Annotated in this window: 23 protein-coding genes; 8 read left to right on the top strand and 15 right to left on the bottom strand. The window is 64.8% G+C overall.

Going from position 1 to position 25,704, the window contains the following annotated elements:
• The first annotated feature begins 89 nt into the window (after nt 1-89).
• On the top strand, nt 90-893 hold the full coding sequence (locus ACVIYL_RS08485; RefSeq protein ID WP_456778256.1) for a HesA/MoeB/ThiF family protein: 804 nt from the start codon (nt 90-92) through the stop codon (nt 891-893).
• A gap of 9 nt (nt 894-902) precedes the next feature.
• Here the strand turns inward: ACVIYL_RS08485 and ACVIYL_RS08480 are convergent, their stop codons facing one another.
• Complete coding sequence (locus ACVIYL_RS08480; RefSeq protein WP_456778255.1) at nt 903-1,910, bottom strand: aldo/keto reductase; 1,008 nt, start codon at nt 1,908-1,910, stop codon at nt 903-905.
• A 121-nt stretch (nt 1,911-2,031) separates the two neighbouring features.
• On the opposite strand from ACVIYL_RS08480, the gene ACVIYL_RS08475 reads away from it, so the two are divergent.
• Nucleotides 2,032-2,943 carry a LysR family transcriptional regulator gene (locus ACVIYL_RS08475; protein ID WP_456781796.1) on the top strand — a complete coding sequence of 304 codons (912 nt, stop codon included), beginning with the start codon at nt 2,032-2,034 and terminating at the stop codon, nt 2,941-2,943.
• Between the two features lie 399 nt (nt 2,944-3,342).
• On the opposite strand, the gene ACVIYL_RS08470 is transcribed toward ACVIYL_RS08475, so the two are convergent.
• Nucleotides 3,343-4,506, bottom strand: coding sequence for an IS4 family transposase (locus ACVIYL_RS08470; RefSeq protein WP_057015126.1), 1,164 nt, complete (start codon nt 4,504-4,506; stop codon nt 3,343-3,345).
• A gap of 267 nt (nt 4,507-4,773) precedes the next feature.
• Nucleotides 4,774-5,778 (bottom strand): 2-hydroxyacid dehydrogenase, encoded by a 1,005-nt coding sequence (locus ACVIYL_RS08465; protein WP_057015287.1) that lies wholly within the window; start codon nt 5,776-5,778, stop codon nt 4,774-4,776.
• Nucleotides 5,779-6,124: 346 nt separating this feature from the next.
• On the opposite strand from ACVIYL_RS08465, the gene ACVIYL_RS08460 reads away from it, so the two are divergent.
• Entirely contained in the window at nt 6,125-6,652 is a 528-nt protein-coding gene (locus tag ACVIYL_RS08460) for an SH3 domain-containing protein (RefSeq protein WP_225164092.1), read from the top strand.
• Nucleotides 6,653-6,724: 72 nt separating this feature from the next.
• Here the strand turns inward: ACVIYL_RS08460 and irrA are convergent, their stop codons facing one another.
• Complete coding sequence (irrA, locus tag ACVIYL_RS08455; protein ID WP_456778254.1) at nt 6,725-7,216, bottom strand: iron response transcriptional regulator IrrA; 492 nt, start codon at nt 7,214-7,216, stop codon at nt 6,725-6,727.
• Nucleotides 7,217-7,543: 327 nt separating this feature from the next.
• Between irrA and fabA the strand changes: the two genes are divergently transcribed.
• From fabA to fabV, 3 genes are all read left to right on the top strand, one after another.
• Nucleotides 7,544-8,065 carry a 3-hydroxyacyl-[acyl-carrier-protein] dehydratase FabA gene (fabA, locus tag ACVIYL_RS08450; protein WP_057015289.1) on the top strand — a complete coding sequence of 174 codons (522 nt, stop codon included), beginning with the start codon at nt 7,544-7,546 and terminating at the stop codon, nt 8,063-8,065.
• Between the two features lie 43 nt (nt 8,066-8,108).
• Complete coding sequence (gene fabB / locus ACVIYL_RS08445) at nt 8,109-9,332, top strand: beta-ketoacyl-ACP synthase I (RefSeq protein WP_456778253.1); 1,224 nt, start codon at nt 8,109-8,111, stop codon at nt 9,330-9,332.
• A gap of 78 nt (nt 9,333-9,410) precedes the next feature.
• The gene (gene fabV, locus ACVIYL_RS08440; protein ID WP_456778252.1) at nt 9,411-10,583 is read left to right on the top strand and encodes an enoyl-ACP reductase FabV; all 1,173 of its coding nucleotides are present in this window, start codon (nt 9,411-9,413) and stop codon (nt 10,581-10,583) included.
• A gap of 121 nt (nt 10,584-10,704) precedes the next feature.
• Here fabV and ACVIYL_RS08435 read toward each other — a convergent pair whose 3' ends face one another.
• The 11 genes from ACVIYL_RS08435 to rimP all read right to left on the bottom strand — a co-directional run bounded on the left by ACVIYL_RS08435 (nt 10,705) and on the right by rimP (nt 23,196).
• The gene (locus tag ACVIYL_RS08435) at nt 10,705-11,301 is read right to left on the bottom strand and encodes a glutathione S-transferase family protein (RefSeq protein WP_456778251.1); all 597 of its coding nucleotides are present in this window, start codon (nt 11,299-11,301) and stop codon (nt 10,705-10,707) included.
• The gene (locus ACVIYL_RS08430) at nt 11,298-11,774 is read right to left on the bottom strand and encodes a GNAT family N-acetyltransferase (RefSeq protein WP_456778250.1); all 477 of its coding nucleotides are present in this window, start codon (nt 11,772-11,774) and stop codon (nt 11,298-11,300) included. The genes ACVIYL_RS08435 and ACVIYL_RS08430 overlap by 4 nt, the downstream gene beginning before the upstream one ends.
• 123 nt (nt 11,775-11,897) lie before the next feature.
• Nucleotides 11,898-12,632, bottom strand: coding sequence for a superoxide dismutase (locus tag ACVIYL_RS08425; protein WP_456778249.1), 735 nt, complete (start codon nt 12,630-12,632; stop codon nt 11,898-11,900).
• 206 nt (nt 12,633-12,838) lie between these two features.
• Entirely contained in the window at nt 12,839-15,001 is a 2,163-nt protein-coding gene (gene pnp / locus ACVIYL_RS08420) for a polyribonucleotide nucleotidyltransferase (protein ID WP_050383431.1), read from the bottom strand.
• A gap of 314 nt (nt 15,002-15,315) precedes the next feature.
• A complete protein-coding gene (gene rpsO, locus ACVIYL_RS08415; RefSeq protein ID WP_016844725.1) occupies nt 15,316-15,585 on the bottom strand; it encodes a 30S ribosomal protein S15 in 270 nt (89 codons plus the stop codon).
• Nucleotides 15,586-15,587: 2 nt separating this feature from the next.
• Nucleotides 15,588-16,697 carry a tRNA pseudouridine(55) synthase TruB gene (gene truB, locus ACVIYL_RS08410; protein WP_253609844.1) on the bottom strand — a complete coding sequence of 370 codons (1,110 nt, stop codon included), beginning with the start codon at nt 16,695-16,697 and terminating at the stop codon, nt 15,588-15,590.
• Nucleotides 16,697-17,107 (bottom strand): 30S ribosome-binding factor RbfA, encoded by a 411-nt coding sequence (gene rbfA / locus ACVIYL_RS08405; protein WP_456778248.1) that lies wholly within the window; start codon nt 17,105-17,107, stop codon nt 16,697-16,699. The genes truB and rbfA overlap by 1 nt, the downstream gene beginning before the upstream one ends.
• Nucleotides 17,108-17,281: 174 nt before the next feature.
• Entirely contained in the window at nt 17,282-19,978 is a 2,697-nt protein-coding gene (infB, locus tag ACVIYL_RS08400) for a translation initiation factor IF-2 (RefSeq protein WP_456778247.1), read from the bottom strand.
• 107 nt (nt 19,979-20,085) lie between these two features.
• Complete coding sequence (locus ACVIYL_RS08395) at nt 20,086-20,772, bottom strand: RNA-binding protein (protein ID WP_057015296.1); 687 nt, start codon at nt 20,770-20,772, stop codon at nt 20,086-20,088.
• A 15-nt stretch (nt 20,773-20,787) separates the two neighbouring features.
• The gene (gene nusA, locus ACVIYL_RS08390; RefSeq protein WP_225164081.1) at nt 20,788-22,404 is read right to left on the bottom strand and encodes a transcription termination factor NusA; all 1,617 of its coding nucleotides are present in this window, start codon (nt 22,402-22,404) and stop codon (nt 20,788-20,790) included.
• Between the two features lie 3 nt (nt 22,405-22,407).
• On the bottom strand, nt 22,408-23,196 hold the full coding sequence (gene rimP / locus ACVIYL_RS08385) for a ribosome maturation factor RimP (protein ID WP_057015298.1): 789 nt from the start codon (nt 23,194-23,196) through the stop codon (nt 22,408-22,410).
• Nucleotides 23,197-23,542: 346 nt separating this feature from the next.
• Here rimP and ACVIYL_RS08380 point away from each other — a divergent pair, with 346 nt between their 5' ends.
• Both ACVIYL_RS08380 and ACVIYL_RS08375 read left to right on the top strand, forming a co-directional pair.
• Nucleotides 23,543-24,613, top strand: coding sequence for a DUF2336 domain-containing protein (locus ACVIYL_RS08380; RefSeq protein ID WP_456778246.1), 1,071 nt, complete (start codon nt 23,543-23,545; stop codon nt 24,611-24,613).
• A gap of 219 nt (nt 24,614-24,832) precedes the next feature.
• Nucleotides 24,833-25,675, top strand: coding sequence for a phytanoyl-CoA dioxygenase family protein (locus tag ACVIYL_RS08375; protein WP_456778245.1), 843 nt, complete (start codon nt 24,833-24,835; stop codon nt 25,673-25,675).
• Nucleotides 25,676-25,704 lie beyond the last annotated feature (29 nt).

Raw genomic sequence — 25,704 nt, 5'->3', positions numbered from 1 at the left:
GACACCATTGACGTCCAGGCAATTAAGCACATCTGCTTGGTCGGCAACAACCGCGCTCCGGTTCAGGGAACAGCGCGCAGGACACCGCAATGCTGAGTGCCGACGAGCTTGAACGTTATGCCCGCCATATCGTGCTGCGCGAGGTGGGCGGCCCCGGCCAGAATGCACTGAAAGAAGCGTCGGTGCTGGTGATCGGCGCCGGCGGCCTCGGCGCGCCGGTGCTGATGTATCTGGCTGCCGCAGGTGTCGGCCGGCTCGGCGTGATCGATGACGATATCGTCTCGCTCTCCAATTTGCAGCGCCAGATCATCCATGCGACGTCTGACATCGGCAAGCGTAAGGTCGACAGCGCGGCGGCGCAGATCCATGCACTCAATCCGCATGTGACGTTCGAGGTGCATCCGATGCGGCTCACCGCCGACAATGCGATGGCGCTGATCGCGAACTACGACCTCGTGCTCGACGGCTCCGACAATTTCGAGACCCGCTATCTCGTCGCCGATGCCTGCTTCCTCGCGAAGCGGCCGCTGATCACTGCCGCACTGGGCCAGTTCGACGGTTCGCTGACCACGATCCGCGCGCATGAGAAGAATGCGGAGGGCGAATTCAACCCGACCTATCGCTGCCTGTTTCCCGAGGCGCCGCCGCCGGGCACGGTACCGGCCTGCGCCGAGGCCGGCGTGATGGGCGCGCTCGCCGGCGTCCTGGGATCGATGATGGCGCTGGAGGCGATCCGCGAGATCGTCGGCTTCGGCGAGGGCCTGGTCGGTCGCCTTCTGATGGTGGATGCGCGCGCGATGCGGTTCGAAACCCTGCGCTACGCGCGCGATCCGCAGAACCCGCTCAATGGCGATGGGCCTGTCATCACTGACCTCGGCGCCCATCGCACCTGAGTGCTGCCGTCACCTGCTGGCCGGCTTCTCGCTGTCGAGATGCGCCATCTGCTCGGCCGCATAGCGCGTGCCGGCCGCGATATCCGGCGGGAAGGCTTTCGCCAGTGCCGCGAGATGAGCTTGCGTCAGCGTCAGCCTGGTCGCGCCGAGCGCTTCGGTGAGACGATTGCGGGTGCGGGCGCCGACCAGCGGCACGATCTCCCTGCCCTGCGCCGCGACCCAGGCGATTGCGACCTGCGCCGGCGTCGCCCCGATCTCGGCGGCAATGGCGCGCAACTGCTCCACCAGCGCGAGATTGGCATCGAGGTTCGCGCCCTGGAAGCGCGGCGTCATCAGCCGGTAGTCCCTGCCGATCTTGCCGGACTCCTTCGACCAGTGGCCGCTGATCAGCCCGCGCGACAGCACGCCGTAGGCTGTGATGCCGATGCCGAGCTCGCGGCAGGTCGTCAGGATGTCACGCTCGATGCCACGCTCGATCAGCGAGTATTCGATCTGGAGATCGACGATCGGATGCACGGCATGAGCACGGCGGATGGTGTCGGAGCCGACCTCGGACAGGCCGATATGTCTGATGTAGCCGGACTTCACCAGATCGGCGAGGCCGCCGATCGTCTCCTCGATCGGAACGTTGGGATCGAGACGTGCCGGGCGGTAGATGTCGATGTAGTCGGTGCCGAGACGTTGCAGCGAATAGGCGAGGAAATTCTTCGTCGCGGCCGGCCGGGTGTCCATTCCGGCGAATTCACCCGCGGGGCCGCGCAGCGCGCCGAACTTGACGCTGATCTGCAGCCGGTCGCGCGCGACGTCCTTCAGGGCTTCCTGCACCAGCATCTCGTTGTGGCCCATGGCGTAGAAGTCGCCGGTATCCAGCAGCGTGATGCCGGCATCGAGCGCCGCATGCACCGTGGCGATGCTCTCGCCGCGATCGGCCGGGCCATAGACCTCGGACATGCCCATGCAGCCGAGGCCGAGGGCCGAGACGGTGGGCCCGGTTGAGCCGAGTTTGCGTGTGTCCATGTGGATGTTCCTCGAACGTTGGCGGCGGAAAATCCGTCGCTAAATGCCGAGGTGATATGGGCCGGACGGTTTCGGACGATAAGCTGGACAATCGCGAATGGCTTGTTCACTATATCGAACAATGCAGGATTTCGACCTTCGCGACCTCGACGCCTTCGTGGCGGTGGCGCGCACGCGCAATTTCCGGCGTGCGGCGCTCGAGCAGCGCGTCTCGGTTTCCAGCCTCAGCCAGCGCCTGCGCGACATGGAAGAGCGGCTCGGCGTCCGCCTGATGAACCGCACCACCCGCAGCGTCGCGCTGACCGAGGCCGGCGAACTGCTGCTGGCCCGCGTCGCGCCGGCCATGGTCAACGTCGCCGATGCGATCACCGAGGTGCGCGGCCTGCGCGCCGAGCCGTCGGGGCGGTTGCGCATCAACGCGCCGCCGCCCGCGGTCGATCTGGTGCTGGCGCCGATGATCGCGCCGTTCCTCGCCAGATATCCACGGGTCGAGCTCGACGTCGTCGCGGAGAGTGCGTTCGTCGACATCGTCGCGCAGGGCTTTGACGCCGGCGTGCGTTACGGCGAGCACCTGGCGCAGGACATGGTCGCGGTCCCGCTCGGCGCGCCGCAACGTTACGCGATCGTGGCGTCCAGTGAGTATGTCGCAAGGCACGGCCGGCCGATGCATCCGAAAGATCTGCTGGCGCACCCCTGCATCCGCAGCCGATTCAGCAACGGCGTGATGTTCGATTGGGAGTTCGAGAAGAACGGCCGCGTGGTGAAGATTTCGCCGCCGGCCAGGTTGACCGCGACCCATCTCGGCCTCGCGCTGCGTGCGGTCCATGACGGCGTCGGCTACTGGGCGACGTTCGAGGGCTATGTCCGCTACGGCGTCAAGTCCGGCGCGCTGGTCAGCGTGCTCGACGACTGGTGCCCGCCGTTCGACGGACCGTTCCTCTACTATCCGAGCCGTCGCCAGCCGCCGCCGGCGCTCGCCGCGTTCGTGTCGTTCGTCGCCGACTGGCGCAAGCAGGCGCGACGGAAGAAGTAGAGCAGGACCTCGCCACATCGTCGTCCCGGCCTTGAGCCGGGACCCATAACCACAGCTCTTACAATGACCAGGGCTGGAGCTCCAGCTCGGTCCAATCATGAGCTTCGGTGGTTATGAGTCCCTGCGTTCGCAGGGACGACACCGAATGCGTGATTACAGCATGCGCCTCGCCGGCCGCACCGGCTCCTTTGCATGGGGTTGTTTTCGATATTTTGGCAGCGCGCCCCCGCGACGGCGGGGCTATCGCATATGACTACCCACGTCCCGTAGCCCGGATGGAGCGAAGCGTAATCCGGGGCGGTCTGTCCGCGGATACAGACCCCGGATTTCGCTGCGCTCCATCCGGGCTACAGATCTCTCTTCTCCTTCCCCCTGAAAGGCAGGGGTGTCCGGGGAAATTCAGGCATAGCGGAGCTCCATCTGGTCAGGTGAGATGGTTGATTTCCGACGGCTGGGGTTGATGGGCGGAGGTTTGTCGATGGCAGCGAGGGATCGACGCGTGAGCAGGAGCTGGCCGACGAGTTCGGCGAACCTGAGCGGGAGCATTTTGATGCAGTTGGTGTGAGCGGCGATGCGCAGCAGCAGGTAGGCAATCATCGCAGCGAGCACCTGAAGGCGGATCGCGTTGTCGTTGGCGCCGAGGAACTTGCGAATATCGAGATGCTGCTTGATCCAGCGGAACAGCAGCTCGATTTGCCATCGGCTCTTGTAGAGGGCGGCGATCTCGACGGCGCTACGGGCAAGGTCGTTGGTCAGGAGTGTGATCTTGCCGCCTTTCTCGCGTCTGATCTTGATGCGGCGGAGCGGGATTGGAAGGCGCGAATCGCCCTTGCTGGTGAGCTTCACCTCGTCATCGGCAAGGATTTCGAAGCCATCCCCGTTACGCTTGCGGATGGCGCGATGCCTGAGCGAGCGAAGACGGATGCTCGTCTTCGCCCGGGTAACGAAGAAAGCCTTGCTATCATTGATCTTCTGCCACCAGTCGAAACGGCAATAGCCCTTGTCAAACACATAGGTGGTGGCGGGCTGGATTGGGGTCTGTCGGCCGATCTCGATGTCATTGACGTTCGCGGCCGTCATCTCGACGCAGGTCGGGACATCGCTCCTTGGGTCGTAGACGACATGCAGCTTCATGCCGCGGATGCGGCCGTTCCACGTCGCCCAACTGCAGACCTTGCCGAGCGGGATCGGACTGGCGTCGATCAGACGCACCATCTCCATGCCTTCACTCCGCAGCTGGCGACGCGCCATCGCCGACAGCGCCGCAAAGGTTTGCGCGAAAATGCCGATCGGACGGCGGGCATTGGCATCGGACAACGTCGAGCGCGACAGCTTGCCGGTTCCCAAGTGATAGTGATGCTGCGAATTGGCGTTGAAGCCAGTCACCACCCCGCGCAGACTGCTGTTGCCGCTAAGCTGGGCATAGATCAGCGCCACCAGATGATCCCAGCTCCTGAACGACTTGTCGTAGGCATCCCCGTCCAGACGATCCACAACCGTCTGAAACTGCCGTCGATTGATCGGTTCAAGCAGCCTTCCAAAAATGCTACCGCGATATCGCATGCTCGGCCCTCTGTGTCTCGACAACCAGAAAAGACCGATTTGCCTCGGTCCTGCCGAGCATGCACCGCGACACAGTGAATCATTCCCCGGACACCCCTGCCTGAAAGGGGGAAGGTCGGGATGGGGGTCCAGCCACACGCACCGTCGCTCGTGGAGAGAGATGATCCCCACCCGCTTTGCTCTGGCGAGCAAAGCGACCTCCCCTTTTCAAGGGGAGGTTGGAGCTGCGTGGCTTGGATCGAGCGCGGCGTAATCCCGGCTACGAAATCACAGCATGCTCGGCAGCACGCGATCCGGCGGCTTGTGGGCGTCGAGGAAGGTTCGGATGTTGATGATCACCTTCTCGCCCATCTCGACGCGGCCTTCGATGGTGGCCGAACCCATATGCGGCAGCAGCGTCACCTTGCCGGCCTTGGCGAGCCGCACCAGCTTCGGGTTCACCGCGGGCTCGTGCTCATAGACGTCGAGGGCTGCGCCGCCGATATCGCCGGCTTCGATCAGCTTGATCAGCGTGTCCTCGTCGATCACCTCGCCGCGCGCGGTGTTGACGACATAGGCCTCTTTCCGGATCAGCTTGAGCCGCCGCGCCGAGAGCAGGTGATAGGTGGCCGGCGTGTGCGGGCAATTCACCGAGATGATGTCCATCCGCGCCAGCATCTGGTCGAGGCTTTCCCAATAGGTGGCCCCGAGCTCTTCGGCGATCATGGGCGCCACCGGGCGGCGGTTGTGATAGTGGATTTGCAGGCCGAAGGCGCGGGCACGGCGCGCCACGGCCTGGCCGATGCGGCCCATGCCGACGATGCCGAGCCTCTTTCCACCGATGCGGTGGCCGAGCATCCAGGTCGGCGACCAGCCCGCCCAATGCTGCTTGCCTTCGGTCAGGATCGAGGCGCCCTCGATCAGGCGCCGCGGCACCGCGAGGATCAACGCCATGGTCATGTCGGCGGTGTCCTCGGTCAGCACCTTCGGGGTGTTGGTCACGGTGATGCCGCGGGCATGCGCCGCGGCGACATCGATATTGTCGACGCCGTTGCCGAAATTGGCGATCATCTTCAGCTTGCAGTCGGGCTGATTGATCACGTCCTCGCGGATCATGTCGGTCACGGTCGGCACCAGCACGTCGGCGGTTCGCGCCGCCTCGGCGATCTGCTCCGGCGTCATCGGCGTGTCGTCGAGATTCAATCTGGCGTCGAACAGCTCGCGCATCCGGGTCTCGATCGAGTCCGGCAGCTTGCGGGTGACGACGACGAGAGGCTTTTTCTTCACCGACATGTCCTGCTTTCATGAGGCGCGCGGCTTGCCAAAAAACAAACCGTTCAGGCCTCATTAACCCGGTTGTTCGACACTGCTGATAGCCGCGCTGTCCCGGCGTTTCCTTCGCGTTTCCTAGGGTTCCCCGATACTTGCCCCGGCTTTTCGCCAAGGCGAAACGAGGGAAATTCGGGTGTTCTGGCTCTCAGGCGTTCCGTCCTCTCTAGCAGAAGGCCGGGCCAAGACAAGAACCCCTCGGGCTTGCAGTGCGGGAGCGAACGGGCGCGGGCGCAGGGGCCCTCGGGCGTGGTTTGGGTTGCAGTTCGCCGAATGCGGGTTGGGCATCTCGGCAGGAGACGGGTTGATGGTGGCGTTCTGGCGTTTCGGTTCATTGGTGGCGCTGGTCGGAAGCATGCTGAGTGCGTCGGTCATGCCCGGACATTCCGCCAAGGATTTGAGCCCCACCACCAGCGGCCTGCCGATCCCGCGCTATGTCAGCCTGAAGTCGGATCACGTGAACGTCCGGGCCGGCCCGACCAAGGACAATGACGTCGCCTGGGTCTACACGCGGTCGGGGCTGCCGGTCGAAATTACCGCCGAGTTCGAGAACTGGCGCCGGGTGCGCGATTCCGAGGGCGCCGAAGGCTGGGTCTATCATTCTCTGCTGTCCGGCCGCCGCACCGCCGTCGTCACGATGAAGAACAAGGACGATCTGGCCTCGCTCTACGATCGTCCCGACGCCACCAGCGCGATCGCGGCGCGCCTGCAGGCCGGAGTCGTCGCGCAGGTGAAGAAATGCGCCAATAACTGGTGCCGGGTCACCGGCAGCGGGTTCGACGGCTGGATCGAGCAGCAGCGCCTCTGGGGCGTCTACGCCGACGAGAAGGTGGACTGAGTTTTCCTCGTCCCGAACGACAATGGCCGGGACGAGCCCGGCCATCACAACTCAAATCGACGGTAAGACCGTTCAGCGCTTCTTGCGCAGCCGCACCACCATGTCGACGCGGGAGATCTCGTAGCCTTCCGGCACGTCGGGCATCTTCGACAGCACAAGGTTCGGGTCGGGAATGTCGACCAGCTCGTGGTTGTGCTCGAGATAGAAGTGGTGGTGCGTCGACACGTTGGTATCGAAATAGGTTTTCGTGCCGTCGACGCTGACCTGGCGCAGCAGGCCGGCGTCGGTCAGCTGGTTCAGGGTGTTGTAGACGGTCGCCAGCGACACCGGAACCTTGGCCAGCGTGGCTTCCTCGTACAGCATTTCAGCGGTCAGGTGGCGGGCACCCTTGCCGAACAACAGCCAGCCCAGCGCCATGCGCTGACGGGTCGGCCGCAGACCGGCAGACTGCAACATCTCGTTGACGTCATGCCACGGACAGCCGGTCAGGGCAGGGTGGTGCCCAACGCCCCGGGCAGCCGGGTGCACGGCATCATCGTTCACAGCCGGTACTTCCTCGTTCATATCCACTCTATGCACCCAACTCAGGCAATATTCCTCATAAATATAAAAAGGATGCCTATCAGATGCAAGTTTTTCGCAACTAGAACGAATCCAAGCTGCGGTAGAAACCTAAGGAGAAGCGGTCATTTATCCTCGGAATGCCGCTTTGCCGCCCAGTTGGCGCTATGTTAGAGAGCGCGCGGACCACATATGCGCTTTCGGCAGAGATAACAGGCCGTAGCGTACCCAGGTAGCGCCAAGATGCGGGACGGGTTATTCCGGTTCCCGTGGGTAGATCAAGGTCCGACCAAGCAAAGCGCTCATCGGGACATCAGAGGTGGAAAGAGGATGCTGGATCGGCGCGGCGGTTACGAATACGAGGATTTGCTGGCTTGCGGGCGGGGCGAGCTTTTCGGTCCCGGCAACGCCCAGTTGCCGCTGCCGCCGATGCTCATGTTCGATCGCATCAGCGAGATTTCGGAGAATGGCGGCGAGTTCGGCAAGGGGCTGGTGCGCGCCGAGCTCGAGGTGAAACCGGATCTCTGGTTCTTCGGCTGCCATTTCAAGAACGATCCGGTGATGCCGGGCTGCCTCGGCCTCGATGCCATGTGGCAAATGGTCGGCTTTTACCTCGGCTGGATCGGTGGCGAAGGTCGTGGCCGCGCGCTCGGCCTCGGCGAGCTGAAGTTCTCCGGACAGGTGCTGCCGCAAGCGCGCAAGGTTGTGTACAACATCGATATCAAGCGCGTGATGCGGTCAAAGCTCGTGCTTGGAATTGCCGACGGGTGGCTTTCCATGGACGACGAGATTATCTATCGCGCCAAGGACTTGAAGGTCGGGTTGTTCAAGCAGGGCACGGCTCCATCTTGAGCAGGATCATCATGCGGCAACATAAAGGCAGGGCGAGGCGAACATGAGGCGGGTTGTCATCACGGGGATGGGTATTGTCTCGTCCATCGGTAACAACACCCAGGAAGTGCTTGCGAGCCTCTACGAGGCGAAGTCGGGCATTTCGCGCGCGGAGAAGGCCGCCGAACTCGGCTTCCGTTCGCAGGTGCACGGTGCGCCGACACTCAATCCTGCCGAGGTGATCGATCGCCGCGCGATGCGGTTCCTTGCCGAAGGTGCGGCCTGGAATCACGTTGCGATGGAACAGGCGATCCGCGACTCGGGCCTCGAGGAAAGCGAAGTCTCCAACATCCGTACCGGCATCATCATGGGATCCGGCGGTCCGTCGACGCGCACGCTGGTGGAGGCCGCCGACATCGCACGCGCCAAGGGCCCGAAGCGCGTCGGTCCGTTCGCGGTGCCGAAGGGCATGTCCTCGACCGCGTCGGCGACGCTCGCCACCTGGTTCAAGATCAAGGGCGTGAACTATTCGATCTCGTCGGCCTGCGCGACGTCGAACCACTGCATCGGCAACGCCTATGAGACGATCCAGATCGGCAAGCAGGATGTCATCTTCGCCGGCGGCTGCGAGGAACTCGACTGGACGCTGTCGGTGCTGTTCGACGCCATGGGCGCGATGTCCTCGAAATACAACGACACGCCCGCCACCGCCTCGCGTCCTTACGATCTCAACCGCGACGGCTTCGTCATCGCGGGCGGCGCGGGTGTCGTGGTGCTGGAAGAGCTCGAGCATGCCAAGGCGCGCGGTGCCAGGATCTATGGCGAGGTCGTCGGCTACGGCGCAACCTCCGACGGCTACGACATGGTGGCGCCGTCAGGCGAGGGCGCCGAGCGCTGCATGCGCATGGCGATGTCGACGGTGAACTCGCCGGTCGACTACATCAATCCGCACGCCACTTCGACGCCCGCCGGCGATCCGCCGGAGATCGAGGCGATCCGCAAGGTGTTCGGCACCGGCGACAAGTGCCCGCCGATCTCGGCGACCAAGGCGCTGACCGGCCACTCGCTCGGCGCCACCGGCGTGCAGGAAGCGATCTATTCGCTGCTGATGCTGAACAACGGCTTCATCTGCGAGAGCGCGCATATCACCGAACTCGATCCGGTGTTTGCCGACATGCCGATCGTGCGCAAGCGCATCGACAACGCCAAGCTCAACACCGTGCTGTCGAACTCGTTCGGCTTCGGCGGTACCAACGCGACGCTGGTGTTCAGGCGGCTTGACGCGTGATTTCGCCTCTCCTCGCTTGCTGAGGGAGGTCCGCAGGCAGCGAATGGGAACATTGCAACGATCCGGAATGGGGTGGGAATGATTATTGAACCGCGCGTGCGAGGCTTCATCTGCACGACGGCACATCCCGTCGGCTGCGCCACGAATGTCCGCGAACAGATCGCCTATGTTCTGAAGCAGGGTCCGGTCGCCGACTGCCCGAAGCGCGTTGCCGTGCTGGGCTGCTCGACGGGGTATGGCCTCGCGAGCCGCATCGTCGCGACCTTCGCCGGCGGCGCCGATACGATCGGCGTGTCGCTGGAGCGCGAGCCGTCGGAAAAGAGAAGCGCCAGTGCCGGCTGGTACAACAACCGCGCCTTCGAGATCGAGGCCCAGAAGATCGGACGCTCGCCGCTCACGCTGGAGGGCGACGCCTTCTCCGACGAGCTGAAGGCGACCTTCATCGAGCGCGTGCGCGAGAAATTCGGGCAGCTCGACCTCCTGGTCTACAGCATGGCCGCTCCGGTCCGCACCGATCCCGACACCGGCAAGACCTATCGTTCGGTGATCAAGCCACTGGGCGCCCCGGTCGAGATCAAGACGCTCGACACCGAGGCCGGCGAGGTGTTCCAGACCACGCTCGAACCGGCGAGCGAGGAGCAAACGGCGGCCACCGTCGCGGTGATGGGCGGCGACGACTGGAAGCGCTGGATCGACCAGCTCGCGGATGCCGGCGTGCTGGCGCCGGGCTTCCGGACGCTCAACTACACCTATATCGGCAGCGAGCTGACCTGGCCGATCTACTGGAACGGCACGCTCGGCCGCGCCAAGGTCGATCTCGACAGCAAGGCGGAAGCGATCCGCGGCCGGCTCGGTGCGGACGCCGCCCGCGTCGTCGCGCTGAAGGCCGTGGTCACCCAGGCGAGCTCGGCGATTCCGGTGGTGCCGCTCTATGGCACGGTGCTGTTCAAGGTGATGAAGCAGCTCGGTCTCCACGAAGGCTGCATCGAGCAGATCGATCGCCTGTTCCGGACGAAGCTCGGTAAGGGCGTCGAGCTCGATGACGCGCAGCGCGTCCGGGTCGACGACTGGGAGCTGTCGCCCGAGGTGCAGACGGAAGTGTCGCGGCGCTGGCCACTGCTCACCACCGAGACGCTCGGCGAGTTGGCCGATCTCGGCGAGTACAAGAGCCAGTTCCTGCGCCTGTTCGGCTTCGGCATCGACGGCGTCGACTATACGCAGGATGTCGATCCCCGCGTCGTGCCGGGTTAGGCCGTTCGGGAAACATCGCAATCACAGCTTCGTAGCCCGGATGGAGCGCAGCGCAATCCGGGACAGTCCCTCTGTGGCAGAGAGCCCCGGATTTCGCTGCGCTTCATCCGGGCTAGATGTCTCACCCCGCCGCGATCTTCTCTGCGCGCTGGAACGCGGGCCGGGCCACGCAGCGGCCGATATAGGCCTCGAATGACGGCCGCGGCGGCACCATCTTGAACACGCGCACCGCAAAGTTCAGTCCCGCGCCGATCGCGATGTCGGCAGCGGAGAATTGATCGCCGAGGATCCATGGCCCCTTCTGCAGCTCGGCGTCGAGCACGTCGAACACCTGCGCGGCGCTGCCCCATGCCGCGGTGCTGGTCGGCACCTCGAGCTTGGTGAAGAGCTGGATCAGCGCCGGCTCGATGCAGCTCGGCGAGAAGAACAGCCACTGCAGATAGCGCGCCCGCTTTGGGTCCGTCGCTGCCGGCGCGAGTTTGGTCTCGGGATAGCGGTCGGCGATATAGGCGCAGATCGCGGCGGCCTCGGCGAGCTGCGCGTCGCCGTCGGTCAGCGCCGGCACCTTGCCCATCGGGTTGATCCTGAGGAAGTCCGGCGATTTCTGCGCGCCGGTGCTGATGTCGGTCAGCACCCGTTCGTATGGCAGGCCGGATTCCTCCAGCAGCCAGATGGCTGAGAACGAGCGCGAGCGCGGCGACCAGTACAGCTTGATCATGGCTTAGCCTCCGATGTGCGGTTTGTTCTCATCCACCGATAGTGCTTCATCATGAAGCCGGTGACCGGATTGGGCGCTTCCTTGTCAAACACAAAGCCTTCGCGCTCGTACCAGCGCCAGGCCTTCTCGTTCTCGCGGACGCATTTCAGCCGGATCTCTTCGGGCATCTGCCGGCGCGTGAAGGCAAGCAGCGCGCGTCCCAGGCTCCGGCCCTGATAGGCGGGGACCACCATCAGCTGATCGAGCAGCAAGGTCGGCAGGTGCAGCGCCAGCATGGCGGCGATGGCGCCGCGATCGTCGGCCACGAACAGGCTCCAGCCGCCGGCAATCTCGCGCGGCAGGCGGATACGCAGGTCGTTCAACAGGCTGTCGCTGGCTTGCGTGAGCCCGGTCGAAACCCAACTCGCCATCCAGGCGCGCGCGATCGCGTCATGTTCGTCGGGACGAGCGGGGCGGATGGTCGGCAGCGTCATTGTTCCCTATCGCGTTCGACGCCGGCGGCGCGACGCTGTGGGTGCATAAAGTTGAAAGCCCGCGATCGTCTCGCGGAGCTTTCAACTCTAGCGCAGTTGTGTGCGACCGGCGAGCCCGGCGGCTCACACGCCGAGCGTGCCGGCCTTTGCTGCCGCATAGCGCTCAGCCACGGCCTTCCAGTTCACCGTATTCCACCACGCCTTGAGATAATCGGGGCGGCGGTTCTGATAGGTCAGGTAATAGGCGTGCTCCCAGACGTCATTGCCGAGCAGCGCGCGCTTGCCGTCCATGATCGGATTGTCCTGGTTCGGCCGGGTCTCGATCGCGAGCTTGCCGTCCTTGGTCACGGTGACGAACACCCAGCCGGAGCCGAACACGCGCCCGCCGGCGGCGTTGAAATCGGTCTGGAATTTTTCCATGCCGCCGAGGTCGCGAGCGATCGCGGCGAGCACCTCGCCGTCCGCCTTGCCGCCGTTCGGTCCCATGATCTGCCAGAACATGGTGTGGTTGGCGTGGCCGCCCATGTTGTTGCGCACGCCGGTGCGGATCGCCTCCGGCACGCTGCCGAGATTGGCGAGCACCTCGACGACCGGCTTCTCGGCGATCTGCGGATTGTCCTTGGCGAAATTGTTGAGGTTGGTGACATAGGCCTGATGATGCCGGTCGTGATGGATTTCCATCGTCTTGGCGTCGATATGCGGCTCCAGCGCATTGGTGGGATAGGTCAGCGGATCGATCTTGAACGGTCCGGCTGGGACCTGCGCCGTGGCCTGCGCGAATGCCGTGCGCGATGCGGCTGCGGCCGCGGCGATGCCGCCTGCTGCGATGATCAAATGGCGTCGGGACATCGAGGACATCGTGGTTCTCCGTGCTGGGAAAGCTTCCTGATGTTAGGCCCGAGTTGTGAACGGGTTCCAGCGAATCCGGTCACAATGCCGGGTCAAAACCGCGCATGCCGATCAGCGGAGATTGATTTGCGTCCAATCTCGGCAAACCAAAAAGGGCGGCCACAGGGCCGCCCTTTTCGTAACAGTCGATTTGGTAACAATCGATTTGCCCTGGCTTACTCGCCGGCAGCTTCGCGCGGCGCCGCAGCCGGCGCTTCGGTCTTCTGCTTGGCCTCGAGATCTTCGCCGGTCTCCTGGTCGACCGCCTTCATCGACAGGCGGGTCTTGCCGCGATCGTCGAAGCCGAGCAGCTTGACCTTGACCTTGTCGCCTTCCTTGACGACGTCGGAGGTCTTCTGCACGCGGTTGGACGCGAGCTGGCTGATGTGGACGAGGCCGTCCTTGGCGCCGAAGAAGTTCACGAACGCGCCGAACTCCATCACCTTGACGACGGTGCCCTCGTAGATCTGGCCGACCTCCGGATCGGAGGCGATCGACTTGATCCACTTGATCGCAGCCTTCATCGCCTCGCCATCGTTGGAGGCGACCTTCACGGTGCCGTCGTCCTCGATGTTGACCTTGGCGCCGGTCTTCTCGACGATCTCGCGGATCACCTTGCCGCCGGTGCCGATCACTTCGCGGATCTTGTCGGTGGCGATCTTGAAGGTCTCGATGCGCGGTGCGTATTCGCCGAGCTCGGCGCGCGCCGCGGTCAGTGCCTTGGCCATCTCGCCGAGGATGTGGATGCGCCCTTCCTTGGCCTGGCCAAGCGCAACCTTCATGATCTCCTCGGTGATGCCCTCGATCTTGATGTCCATCTGGAGCGAGGTGATGCCGTGGTCGGTACCGGCGACCTTGAAGTCCATGTCGCCGAGATGATCCTCGTCACCGAGGATGTCCGACAGCACCGCGAAGCGCTGACCTTCGAGGATCAGGCCCATGGCGATACCGGCGGTCGGCCGCTTCAGCGGCACGCCGGCGTCCATCAGCGACAACGAGGCGCCGCACACCGAGGCCATCGAGGACGAGCCGTTCGACTCGGTGATCTCGGAGACCACGCGGATCGTGTACGGGAACTCGTGATGCGGCGGCAGCACCGGGTGGATCGCGCGCCAGGCGAGCTTGCCGTGGCCGATTTCGCGGCGCTTGGTGCCGCCGAGGCGACCGGTTTCACCGACCGAGTAGGGCGGGAAGTTGTAATGCAGCAGGAACGTTTCCTTGTACGTCCCCGACAGTGCATCGATGTACTGCTCGTCCTCGCCGGTGCCGAGCGTGGTCACGACCATCGCCTGGGTCTCACCGCGGGTGAACAGCGCCGAGCCGTGGGCACGCGGCAGCACGCCGGCTTCGGCGATGATGTTGCGCACGGTCTTGGCGTCACGGCCGTCGATGCGCTTGCCGGTGTCAAGGATGTTCCAGCGAACGATCTTGGCTTCCAGTTCCTTGAACACGCCGGCGACGCGAAGCTTGTCGTATTTCGGCTCCTGGCCTTCCGGGAAGAAGTGCGCCAGCACCTTCTCCTTGACGGCGCCGACCGCGGCATAGCGTTCCTGCTTGACCGGGATCGCATAGGCCTTGCGGAGCTCCTGTTCGGCGATGCCGAGCATCTCCTTCTCGATCTCCGAATTGTCGATTGTGGTGACTTCGCGCGGCTCCTTGGCGGCCTTCTCGGCGAGCTCGATGATCGCGTTGATGACCGGCTGGAAGTGGCGGTGGCCGAACATGACCGCGCCGAGCATCACGTCCTCGTTGAGCTCCTTGGCTTCCGATTCGACCATCAGCACGGCGTCGGCGGTGCCGGCGACGACGAGGTCGAGCTGGGTCTCGGTCATCTCGTCCAGCGTCGGGTTGAGCACGTATTCGTCATTGGCAAAGCCGACGCGTGCGGCGCCGATCGGGCCCTTGAACGGCGCGCCCGACAGCGTCAGGGCGGCGGAGGCGGCGACCAGCGACACGATGTCCGGATCGTTCTCCATGTCGTGCGAGAGCACGGTGACGATCACCTGGGTCTCGTTGCGCCAGCCGTCGACGAACAGCGGACGGATCGGGCGGTCGATCAGGCGGGAGACCAGCGTCTCCTTCTCGGTCGGACGGCCTTCGCGCTTGAAATAGCCGCCGGGAATGCGGCCCGCGGCGTAGGTCTTCTCCTGGTAGTCGACCGTGAGCGGCAGGAAGTCGACGCCCTCGCGCGGCGCCTTCGCCGCAACGACGGTGGCAAGCACCACGGTCTCGCCGTAGGTGGCCATCACGGCGCCGTCGGCCTGGCGGGCGATCTTGCCGGTTTCAAGTTTGAGGGGACGTCCACCCCAGTCGATTTCGACGGAATGCGAATTGAACATTTCGGTTTTCTTTCATGGTTTCACGAAAGCACGGCGCCCTGAAACACAAAGACCATGCCAAGACGGCGAGACACTGATGCGCTGTCGCGATCAGCATCCGGCGATCCTGCCATGGTCCCTGGATTTCGGATGGCGTCCATCCTTTCGGTCATCTGGGCATCTTGCCCGGTCCAGCGGCCGGATTGCTGCTGGACGCTAGTGTGCATGGCGCGACTGCCATGCTGCGCATGGTCATCTTTCGACAATTCGAAAGCCCGAGTTCACGGACGACCATGCGAAAACGCGCGCGAACCCTCGCGCGCGTGCTTCTCAAATCAACGACGGATGTTGTGCTTTTCGAGCAGCGCCTTGTAGCGCGCCTCGTCCTTGCGCTTGATGTAGTCAAGCAGGGAACGACGCGTCGACACGAGCTTCAGGAGGCCGCGGCGTGAATGGTTGTCCTTCACATGGCTCTTGAAGTGCTCGGTGAGGTTATTGATGCGTTCCGACAGGATCGCGACCTGAACCTCGGGCGAGCCGGTGTCGCCGGCTTTGTTGGCATTCGTCTTGATGACTTCCGCTTTGCGTTCGGCGGTAATCGACATCGTCAGTTACTTTCATCGTTGCGAGCCGGACCGGCAGTCAGTCCGTTCAGGTTGAACACGCGCTTGGGGATGAGTTCGCCATTGCCAATTTCGGCAAGCGCGAGAAGCCGGCCTGCCACCGTGACATAGACTGTGCCGCTGGTATTGGGCGCATCCCGTCCGCGCAACAAAACGGCCTGGCCCCTGTGGAGCCTTGCCGCATCAGCCCGTGTGACGGCCAGTGCCGGGATGTCGTCCAGCGCGGTCTCAACGGGCAAAAGCGCGTCGGCGAGGCTGCCCTCGCCAGACGCGGCTCTATTGCATAAAGCCTCCAACTGTTCCAGCGGAATCATGTCCCGTTCGGTAAACGGACCGACAAGGGTCCGCCGCAGGGCGCAGATATGGCCGAAACAGCCCAGAATCCGGCCCATATCGCGGGCCAGCGCCCGGACATAGGTTCCCTTGCCGCACTCGGCCTCGAACACGGACTGACCGTTATCGCCATGTTCCACGAGGGTTAATTCGTGGATCTCGACCGGGCGGGGCTTCAGTTCCACGGTCTCGCCGTCGCGCGCCAGATCATAGGCGCGCTCGCCCTGCACCTTGATCGCCGAATATTGCGGCGGGATCTGCTCGATCACCCCGGTAAAGCGCGGCAACAGGTCCCTAATCGAATCGGCGGTCGGCCGGCTCTCGCTGGTCCTGACCGGCCGTCCCTCGGTGTCGTCGGTGTCGCGCTCCTCGCCCCAGCACACCGTGAAGCGGTAGCGCTTGCGGCCGTCCATCACGAACGGCACCGTCTTGGTGGCCTCGCCCAGCGCGATCGGCAAGCCGCCGGAGGCGAGCGGATCGAGCGTGCCGGCATGGCCGGCGCGCTTGGCCTGAAACAGGCGCTTGAGTACCGCGACCGCCTGCGTCGAGGTCATGCCGATCGGCTTGTCGAGCACCACCCAGCCGTGGACGTCGCGCTTGTCGCGGCGCGGCTGCTGGTTCTGCCTGCCCTGCTTCTGGCGCGGGTCGTTGTTGGTGCGGCGCGCATCGTCGGTGCGCTGGCCGGCAAAAGCATCCCGCTCAGCGTCGCGCGCGTCGGCATCCTTCGCGTCGACAACGCTGTTGGTCGTCATCACAGTCATCACTCGTCGTCCGAATCGGGTGCAAGGTCTCGCTGCACCGCAGGTGTCCGCAGTAGTTTCTCGATGCGCTCCGCCTCGTCGAACCGCTCATCGACGCGGAAGCGAATGTCGGGTGCAAATTTCAGGTTGACGCGGTGCGCGATCTCGCCGCGAAGGAATTTCTTGTTGCGCTCGAGCGCGGATATCACCGTGTCGGTGTCGTGGCCGCCGAGCGGCATCACGTAGATCGTGGCGAGCTTCAGATCCGGCGACATACGCACCTCGGGAACGGTGATGATGTGGCCTTCCAGATCGGGATCGTGAACCTCACCCTGTGACAGAATCTCGGCAACTGCATGGCGAACCGTTTCGCCGACGCGCAGCTGACGTTGCGATCCGCCGGGGCTGGAACTCTTCTTTTGACGGGGCATGACCTTTTTCCAAAACCGTCGCGCCCGCCAGCCGTGGCCGCGGGCATCAATGTCCTTGCTTTGCTTTCAATCGGACGATGCGCTGGTGGCCGGACTAAAGTCCGGCCACGCCGTCGCATTTTCAGTTAAATGGACCCAACGCCTAGCAAGATCTGCGCTTCGTAAGATTTGGACTTACAGAGAGCGCTGGATCGTCTCGATGCGGTAACACTCGATCACGTCGCCGACACGCATGTCGCCGTAGTTCTCGAACGCCATGCCACACTCCTGGCCGGAGACCACTTCCTTCACTTCATCCTTGAAGCGCTTCAGCGTCGACAGCTTGCCTTCGTGCACCACGACGTTGTCGCGGATCAGGCGAACATTGGCGCCGCGTTCCACGGTGCCGTCGGTGACGCGGCAACCCGCGACCTTGCCGACCTTGGAAATGTTGAACACTTCCAGGATCTGCGCGTTGCCCAGCATGGTTTCGCGCAGCGTAGGCGCGAGCAGGCCGGACATCGCCTTTTTGATGTCATCCACGAGGTCGTAGATGATGTTGTAGTAGCGGATCTCGATGCCGTTGCGCTTGGCCGCGGCCGCCGCTTCCTTGTTGGCGCGGACCGAGAAGCCGATGATCGCGGCGTTGAAGCCTTCCGCCAGCGTGACGTCGGATTCCGAGATGCCGCCGACGCCGGCATGCAGGATGCGGGCGGCGACTTCGTCGGTGCCGAGCTTCTCGAGCGAGCCCAGGATCGCTTCCAGCGAGCCCTGCACGTCGGCCTTGACGATCAGCGGGAACTCCTTGCGGCCCGCGGTCTTGAGCTGCGACATCATCTGCTCGAGCGAGCCGCGCATGCCCGAGATCGAGGCCGCGGCATTCTCGCGCTTCTGGTGCGCGCGATAGCTCGTGACCTGACGGGCGCGGGCTTCGTTCTCGACAACAGCGAGACGATCGCCGGCTTCCGGCGGACCGTTGAAGCCGAGCACCTCGACCGGCACCGAAGGGCCGGCCTCTTCGAGATTCTCGCCCTGGTCGGAGATCAGCGCGCGGACGCGGCCCATCTCGGCGCCGGCCACGATGATGTCGCCGACGCGCAGCGTGCCGCGCTGCACCAGCACGGTCGCGACCGGACCGCGTCCGCGATCGAGCTTGGCTTCGATCACGGTGCCTTCCGCCGGACGCTCCGAGTTGGTCTTCAGGTCGAGGATTTCAGCCTGCAGCGCGATCATCTCGAGCAGCTTGTCGAGATTGGTCTTGTTCTTGGCCGAAACCTCGACGTCGACGACGTCGCCGCCGAGCGATTCGACCTGCACCTCGTACTGGAGCAACTCGGTGCGCACGCGCTCCGGCCGCGCATCCGGCTTGTCGATCTTGTTGATCGCCACGATCATCGGCACCTTGGCCGCTTTGGCGTGATTGATCGCCTCGATCGTCTGCGGCATCACGCCGTCATCGGCCGCGACCACCAGCACGACGATGTCGGTGACCTTGGCGCCGCGGGCGCGCATCGCGGTGAACGCTGCGTGGCCGGGCGTGTCGATGAAGGTGATCTTGGTGCCGCTCTCGGGCGACAGCACCTGGTAGGCGCCGATATGCTGGGTGATGCCGCCGGCTTCGCCCGATACGACGTTGGCGTGGCGCAGCGCGTCGAGCAGCGAGGTCTTGCCGTGGTCGACGTGACCCATGACGGTGACCACCGGCGAGCGCGGCTCGGTGTCGGTGGAATTGTCGACGACGTCGAACAGGCCCTCTTCCACGTCGGACGCCGCGACGCGCTTGACGCTGTGGCCGAGTTCTTCAGCGATCAGTTGCGCGGTGTCGGCATCGATCACGTCGGTGATCTTGTGCATCGCGCCCTGCTTCATCAGCATGCGGATGACGTCGACCGCGCGTTCCGACATGCGGTTCGCGAGTTCCTGGATCGTGATCGCTTCCGGAATGGTGACTTCGCGGATCAGCTTTTCCTTCGGTTCGTTCGACGCATGCCCCTTCAGGCGCTGGGTGCGGCGGCGGAACGAGGCGATCGAACGCTCGCGCACGTCGTCGGCGTTGAGCGCAGTGGTCAGAGTGAGGCGGCCGCGCTCCTTCTGCGGACCGGGCTTGTGGGTGGTCTTCGGAGCCGCGGCGGGGCGCACGGCGCCGCCGGGGCGGCGCACCAGGCGCGGACCTTCGTCTTCGTCCGGCCCGGCCGCAACTGCCGCCGGCCGCGGCGCAGAGGCTGGTGCGCGCGCGGTTGTCGTGGTGGTCGGGCGTGCTGCGGGCGCGCGGGCAGGCGGAGCAGACGCAGGTGCGGCTGTCGCGGGCCTGGCCGCTGTTGTGGCCGGAGCGCCGGGTTTGGCTTCGCCCTCGCCAAAGCGGCGCTTGGCCTCGACCTCGGCCTTGCGCTTGGCCTCTTCCTCGTGGCGGTGGCGCTCCTCTTCCGCTTTGCGGCGGGTTTCGGCGGCCTCGCGCTCTGCCTTCTCGGCAGCCTCGCGGACGGCGCGGCGCTTGGCTTCCTCTTCGGCCTGGCGGCGCTCCTCGATGTCGCGCTGACGGGCGTCGGCCAGCGCGCTGGCGCGCGCGGAACGCTCGTCCTCGGTCAGGGTCGGCAGCACCACGCCGGAGCGGGTGTTACGCTGTTGCTGGCCGGGAGGCGGGCCTGAGGGGCGGCCGAGCGGCGGCCTGGCGGCCGGCGCCGCAGGCTTTGCAACCACGGGTTCCGGCGCGTGCGCCTCGCCGGGACCATCGCCACCGACGCGACGCTTGCCGCGCTTCTCGACCACGACCTGCTTGGTCCGGCCGTGGCTGAAGCTCTGGCGCACGGTGCCCGTCTCGACGCGCGGCTTCAGCGACAACGTCTTGCTCGGGACACTCAAAGTCTTGTCGCCAGGGGTCTTGGTATCAACCATTCAGCAGTCCTAATCTCGTTTCGCTGTGCGTTTGCCGCACAAATCCTTCAACGTGTCGTCGTTTGCTGAGCATGACCGGTCGGAAAGACGGCGTCCGCCTTCCCGGATCACGCTCTGGAATTTCTGGCCGCTTCGGCGGTCTTGTCGTCGTCGGCCATCCGGTATCGGACCAGCATCTGGCAGCGCGACAGGAACGTCTTGCTCGCCGGGCCCGCGAGCAGCGCAGCATGTATCACATTTGACCGCCCAAGTGCCAAATCCAATTCTTCCGACGTCAAAACATTGACGACGGGGATTACCGGCGATTCACCACGTTTTTCGCCCCTTTGCCCCACGATCGCGTCCAATTTGCGGATTCCGTCCGCCGCGCCGTCGGAAGCGTGGATCAGGGCTGCAGTTTCGTTCCGGTTGAGTGCGTCCTCGACCTTGCCGAAGCCCGAAACCACCTGACCGGCCTTGGCGGCCATTGCCAGGGCCTCGGTGACGCTGCGCACCAGGAGGGTGTCGGTATCGGTGGGAAGGGTCGGCGCGACGCGGACATCGCGCTTGAATCCCTTGCTAAATTGGTGACGGCGGACGGCTTCCGCAACGCTGCGCCGCGACGCGGAAACCCAGAGTCCGCGGCCGGGCAGCTTGCGCTTGATATCCGGGATCACCTCGCCCGTGGGCGCGACGACGAACCGGATCAGCTCGTCGATCGGACGCACCTCGCGGCTGACCGCGCACATCCGCGTGGTCGCGGACTTCTGCGTCCGCGGCCCATCGTCGAGATCGGGGTCAGCCTGAGCCAGCATCCGTGGGGCATCTCCTTACGAAGCCGTCGTTTCTGCTTCGGCGGCCTCGGCCTCCTCAGCAGGCTTGGCGAGGTCGGCCTCGGTGATCCAGCCGGCCTTCAGACGGGCCTGCATGATCAAGGCCTCGGCCTCGTCGCGCGAGATTTCGATGCCGTCGAGGAACCCGGCATGCTTGGTCGGCTCGCCGCCTTCCTTGCGCTCGGTCCAGCCGACCAGATCGTCGGTGGCGCAGCCGGCGAGATCCTCGACCGTCTTCACATCGTTCTCGCCGAGCTTCACCAGCATCTTGCCGGTGATGCCGGGCACGTCCTTCATGGCGTCCTCGACGCCGAGTTCCTTGCGCTTGGCTTCCAGTTCCGCCTCGAGCTGTTCCAGATATTCGCGGGCGCGGGTCTGCAACTCGGTGGCGGTCTCCTCGTCGAAACCCTCGATGCCGGCGAGTTCCTTGACATCGACCAGCGCGAGTTCCTCGACCGAAGTGAAGCCTTCGGAGGCGAGCAGCTGGCCGACCACCTCGTCGACATTGAGCGCTTCCATGAACACGCGGGTCGAGTTCTCGAAGTCGGCCTGGCGGCGCTCCGACTCTTCCTGCTCGGTCAGGATGTCGATGTCCCAGCCGGTCAGCTGCGAGGCGAGGCGGACGTTCTGGCCGCGGCGGCCGATCGCCAGCGACAGCTGGTTGTTGGTGTCGGGAACCACGACCTCGATGCGCTCGCGGTCCTCGTCGATCACGACCTTGGCGACTTCAGCCGGCGCCAGCGCGTTGACGACGAAGGTCGCAATGTCGGGCGACCACGGGATGATGTCGATCTTCTCGCCCTGCAGCTCGTTCACCACGGCCTGCACGCGCGAGCCGCGCATGCCGACGCAGGCGCCGACCGGGTCGACCGAGGAATCGCGCGAGATCACGCCGATCTTGGCGCGCGAGCCCGGATCGCGGGCGACCGCCTTGATCTCGACGATGCCGTCGTAGATCTCCGGCACTTCCTGTGCGAACAGCTTCGCCATGAACTGCGGATGGGTGCGCGACAGGAAGATCTGCGGACCACGCGTCTCGCGGCGGACGTCGAAGATATAGGCGCGGACGCGGTCGCCGTTGCGGAACACTTCGCGCGGCAGCATCTCGTCGCGGCGCACGATCGCTTCGCCACGGCCGAGGTCGACGATCACGCTGCCATATTCGACGCGCTTGACGATGCCGTTGACGATGTCGCCGATGCGGTCCTTGAATTCCTGGTACTGCCGGTCGCGCTCGGCCTCGCGCACCTTCTGCACGATCACCTGCTTGGCCGACTGCGCGGCAATGCGGCCATATTCCAGCGGCGGCAGCGTGTCGGCGATGGTGTCGCCGACCTGAGCGCCCGGATTGGCGCGCTGCGCGTCGTGCAGCGAAATCTGGTTCGACGAGTTTTCGACGACGTCGACCACCAGCATGTGTCGGGTCAGTCGCAGCTCGCCCTTCTTGGCATCGATCTCGGCATGGACGTCGGTCTCGCTGCCGTAGCGGGCACGCGCGGCCTTGGCGATGGCGTCTTCCATCGCCGCGATCACGATGGAGCGGTCGATCGACTTTTCGCGCGCAACTGCGTCTGCGATCTGCAGCAGTTCGAGTTTGTTGGCGCTGACTGCCATGGCTTAGTCTCCTTCGGATGGATCGATCTCGCCACGGCGCGCGCGCTCGGCCGCCAGGCGGTGCTTTTTGGTGTTAGTCGGAGCCGGTTTCTTGCCGGGCTTGTGAGCAGGCTTATCACCAGGCTTGGGTTTCGGCTTCTGGCTCTTCGCCGGATCGCTCTTCTTGGCGTGGGCCGGTTGCGGCGGCGCGAGGCCGAGCTCGCGGCGCAGCTCGCGCTCGGCGGCCTTGCCGCGGCGCATCGATTCCTCGATCAGCTCATCGGTCAGCACCAGCCGCGCGTCCGAGATGTCCTCCATCACCAGGAGAACCTCGGCGTCCTCGTCCGGACGCGGATCGTCGCGCCTGATGCGCACCGCATCGCCCTCGACGCCGGCAAGCACACCGCGGAACCGCTTGCGGCCCTGATGCGCCACCGCCATCTCGATCTTCACGAGATGCCCGGTGTAGCGCTCGAAGTCGGAGCGGCGCACCAGCGGGCGGTCGATGCCGGGCGAGGAGATTTCCAGCCGGTAGGCGCGCTCGATCGGGTCGGCGACATCGAGCACCGGCGACAGCGCGCGCGAGATCGCCTCGCAATCCTCGAGCTGCATCGAGCCGTCGGGGCGCTCCGCCATGATCTGCACGGTGCAGCCGGCATCGCCCGAGACCTTGATGCGCACCAGGCGATAGCCCATGCCCTGCAGCACCGGGACCGCGACCGCGGCGATGCGCGCCGCAACCCCGGGCTCGACGACGAGACGCGGCTCGGCGAGCAGTTCGGTGTCCACGGACGTGGCGGTCGGTTCGGTCATATCCAGTGTCAAAGGCTGTCTAAGGTCTAAAGGCTGCTGAGGTCTGTTGTGTTGTTCAGGTGGCCTTAAGGGGCCGCTAACGCTACCCAAACCGGACCCGGCCTCGTTGGGTCCCGTCAGGTAATAAAAAAGAGCGGGTCCCGGGGGGCCCACTCTCCTACGCGATCGTATGAGATACCATAAGTTGCGCTGGATATAGCTCTTTTGCCCGGGTCCGGCAAGGCCCCCGGGTCCGGCGGGAGGCGATTTTACGGCTCTCCGGATGCCGGATTGATCTAACCCCCCGTTTACGAACGGGACCATAGATTGCCGAAAATCGGCAGAAGTCGCCGGTTGGACAAGGCTCATGACGACAGCCCCCGCGCTGATTCCGGAACTCGACGACATCGTTCGCCGTGGCGACCCCAAGCGCCGCGCCGAGGCCGCGCGGCGGCTCGGCGAGCTGTTCCTGCAGGGCGCCGCGAGTTTTCGCCCCGACCATATCGACTTGTTCGACAGGGTGCTGACCAGCCTGGTCCCGCACGCCGAGCTTGCCGCGCGGGTCGATCTCGCCGAACGGCTCGCGCTGCTCGCCAACGCGCCGCGGCATCTGGTCGGGCAGCTCGCCCGCGACGACGAGGTCGCGATCGCGGGGCCGCTGCTGCGCCGATCGCCGGTGATTGACGAAAAGGTGCTGGTCGAGATCGCCAATGCCAAGGGCCAGGGCCATCTGCTCGCGATGGCCGAGCGATCGAAGCTCTCGACTGCGCTGACCGACGTCCTCGTCCGACGCGGCGATCGCGACGTGATCCGATGCGCGGCCGGCAATGCGGGCGCGGCGTTCTCGGACGCCTCCTTCACGACGCTGGTACAACGCGCCGGCCAGGACGGCGTGCTGACGCTGCGGATCGGCCGCCGCGATGATCTTCCGCCCGAACATCTGAAGGGCCTGCTCGCCGGCTCGATCGACGTGATCCGCCGCCGTCTGCATGCCGTCGCCAAGCCGGAACGCCAAGCCGAGATCAAGCTGGCGATGACCGAGATCGAGGGCGTGATCGTTCAGGTCGAGGGCCGCGATTTCACGGCCGCGCAGCGCGCCATCCTGGCGCTGCATCGCGCCGGCGAATTGAACGAGGCCGCGGTGGCCGGCTTCGCAAAGGCCTTCAAATATGAGGAATGCGTGGCGGCGCTCGCCGCGATGGCCGGCGTGAAAATCGTCGCGCTCGATCGCCTGATCTCCGGCGACCGTTACGATCCGATCCTGATCGCGAGCAAGACGATCGGCTTCGAATGGCCGACCGTGCGTGCCCTGATCCTGATGCGGCTCGGGCCCAACCGCGTGCCGTCTCCCGCCGATATCGAAGGTGCGCGGGTGAATTTCGTGCGCCTGATGCCCTCGACGGCGCAGCGCGTCGTGGAGTTCTGGAAGTCGCGCTAGTCCGCAAGGGGACTCTTCATTCCGTCATCCTGAGGAGCGCGCATTTGCGCGCGTCTCGAAGGATGCACGGCCACGCTGTTGCAGCCGGGCCGTCGTGCTTCGAGACGGCCGCTTTGCGGCCTCCTCAGCATGACGGATCATAGTGCACACTTCCCAAACCCAAAATCGTTCCGCTATGCTTTCCGCAAGGCGCGACACAGCGCCAACAGGGAGATCGCCATGCTGACGGACGCCGACATCCAATCGCACGCCGCGCGGATCCGCGACGACGGATACACCGTGATCGAGCGCGCCGCCTCGCCCGATCTGGTCGAGGGGTTGAAGGCGGCGGTGCTGAGAATCGAGAGCGAGCGCAATCTCGCACCTGCCAGGACGTCGTTCGAAGGCTTCAAGACGCTGCGCATCAACAACCTCCTGACCTATGACGATCTGTTCTGGGAGGTGCCGCTGCATGACAACGTGCTGCCGGTGGTCGAACGCGTGCTGGACAGGGAATGCCTGCTCTCGTCGTTCTGCTCGCTGGTGCTCGGGCCCGGCCAGGAGGCGCAGCCGATTCACGAAGACACCCAATTGATCCCGTTGCCGCGGCCGCACATTCCGATCACGATCAATGCGATCTGGGCGCTGTCCGATTTCCGCGAGGATAATGGCGCGACGCGGATCATCCCGCGCAGCCACAAATTCGATTCGTCGCCCGAATACGGCAAGGAGTACGACGCGGTCACCGCGACCATGCCGGCCGGCAGCGTGATGCTGTTCGACAGCGCGCTGTGGCATGGCGGCGGCGCCAACAGCAGCGACGCCAGGCGCTTTGCCTTCTCCTGCGCCTATTGCTGGGGCTGGATGCGGCAGCAGGAGAATCTGCAGCTCGGCATTCCGCGCGAGACCGCGGCCCGCTTTCCGCGCCGTTTGCAGGAATTGTGCGGCTACAGCGTCTACAAGGGCCAGTTCGGCCACATCGACAATCACGATCCGATCGAGCTGCTCGGCCGCGAGCGCGGCAAGCGGATGGTGTGGCAGGCGACCGACGTCAGGAAGGCGCGGCTGGCGGGGCAGGCGTGAAGATATCCGTCATTCCGGGGCGGCGCGAT

This window comes from Bradyrhizobium sp. USDA 3315 (assembly GCF_054056795.1).
Note: the sequence above shows the minus strand (reverse complement) of the source record. Positions and strands in the feature narration are given on the sequence as shown.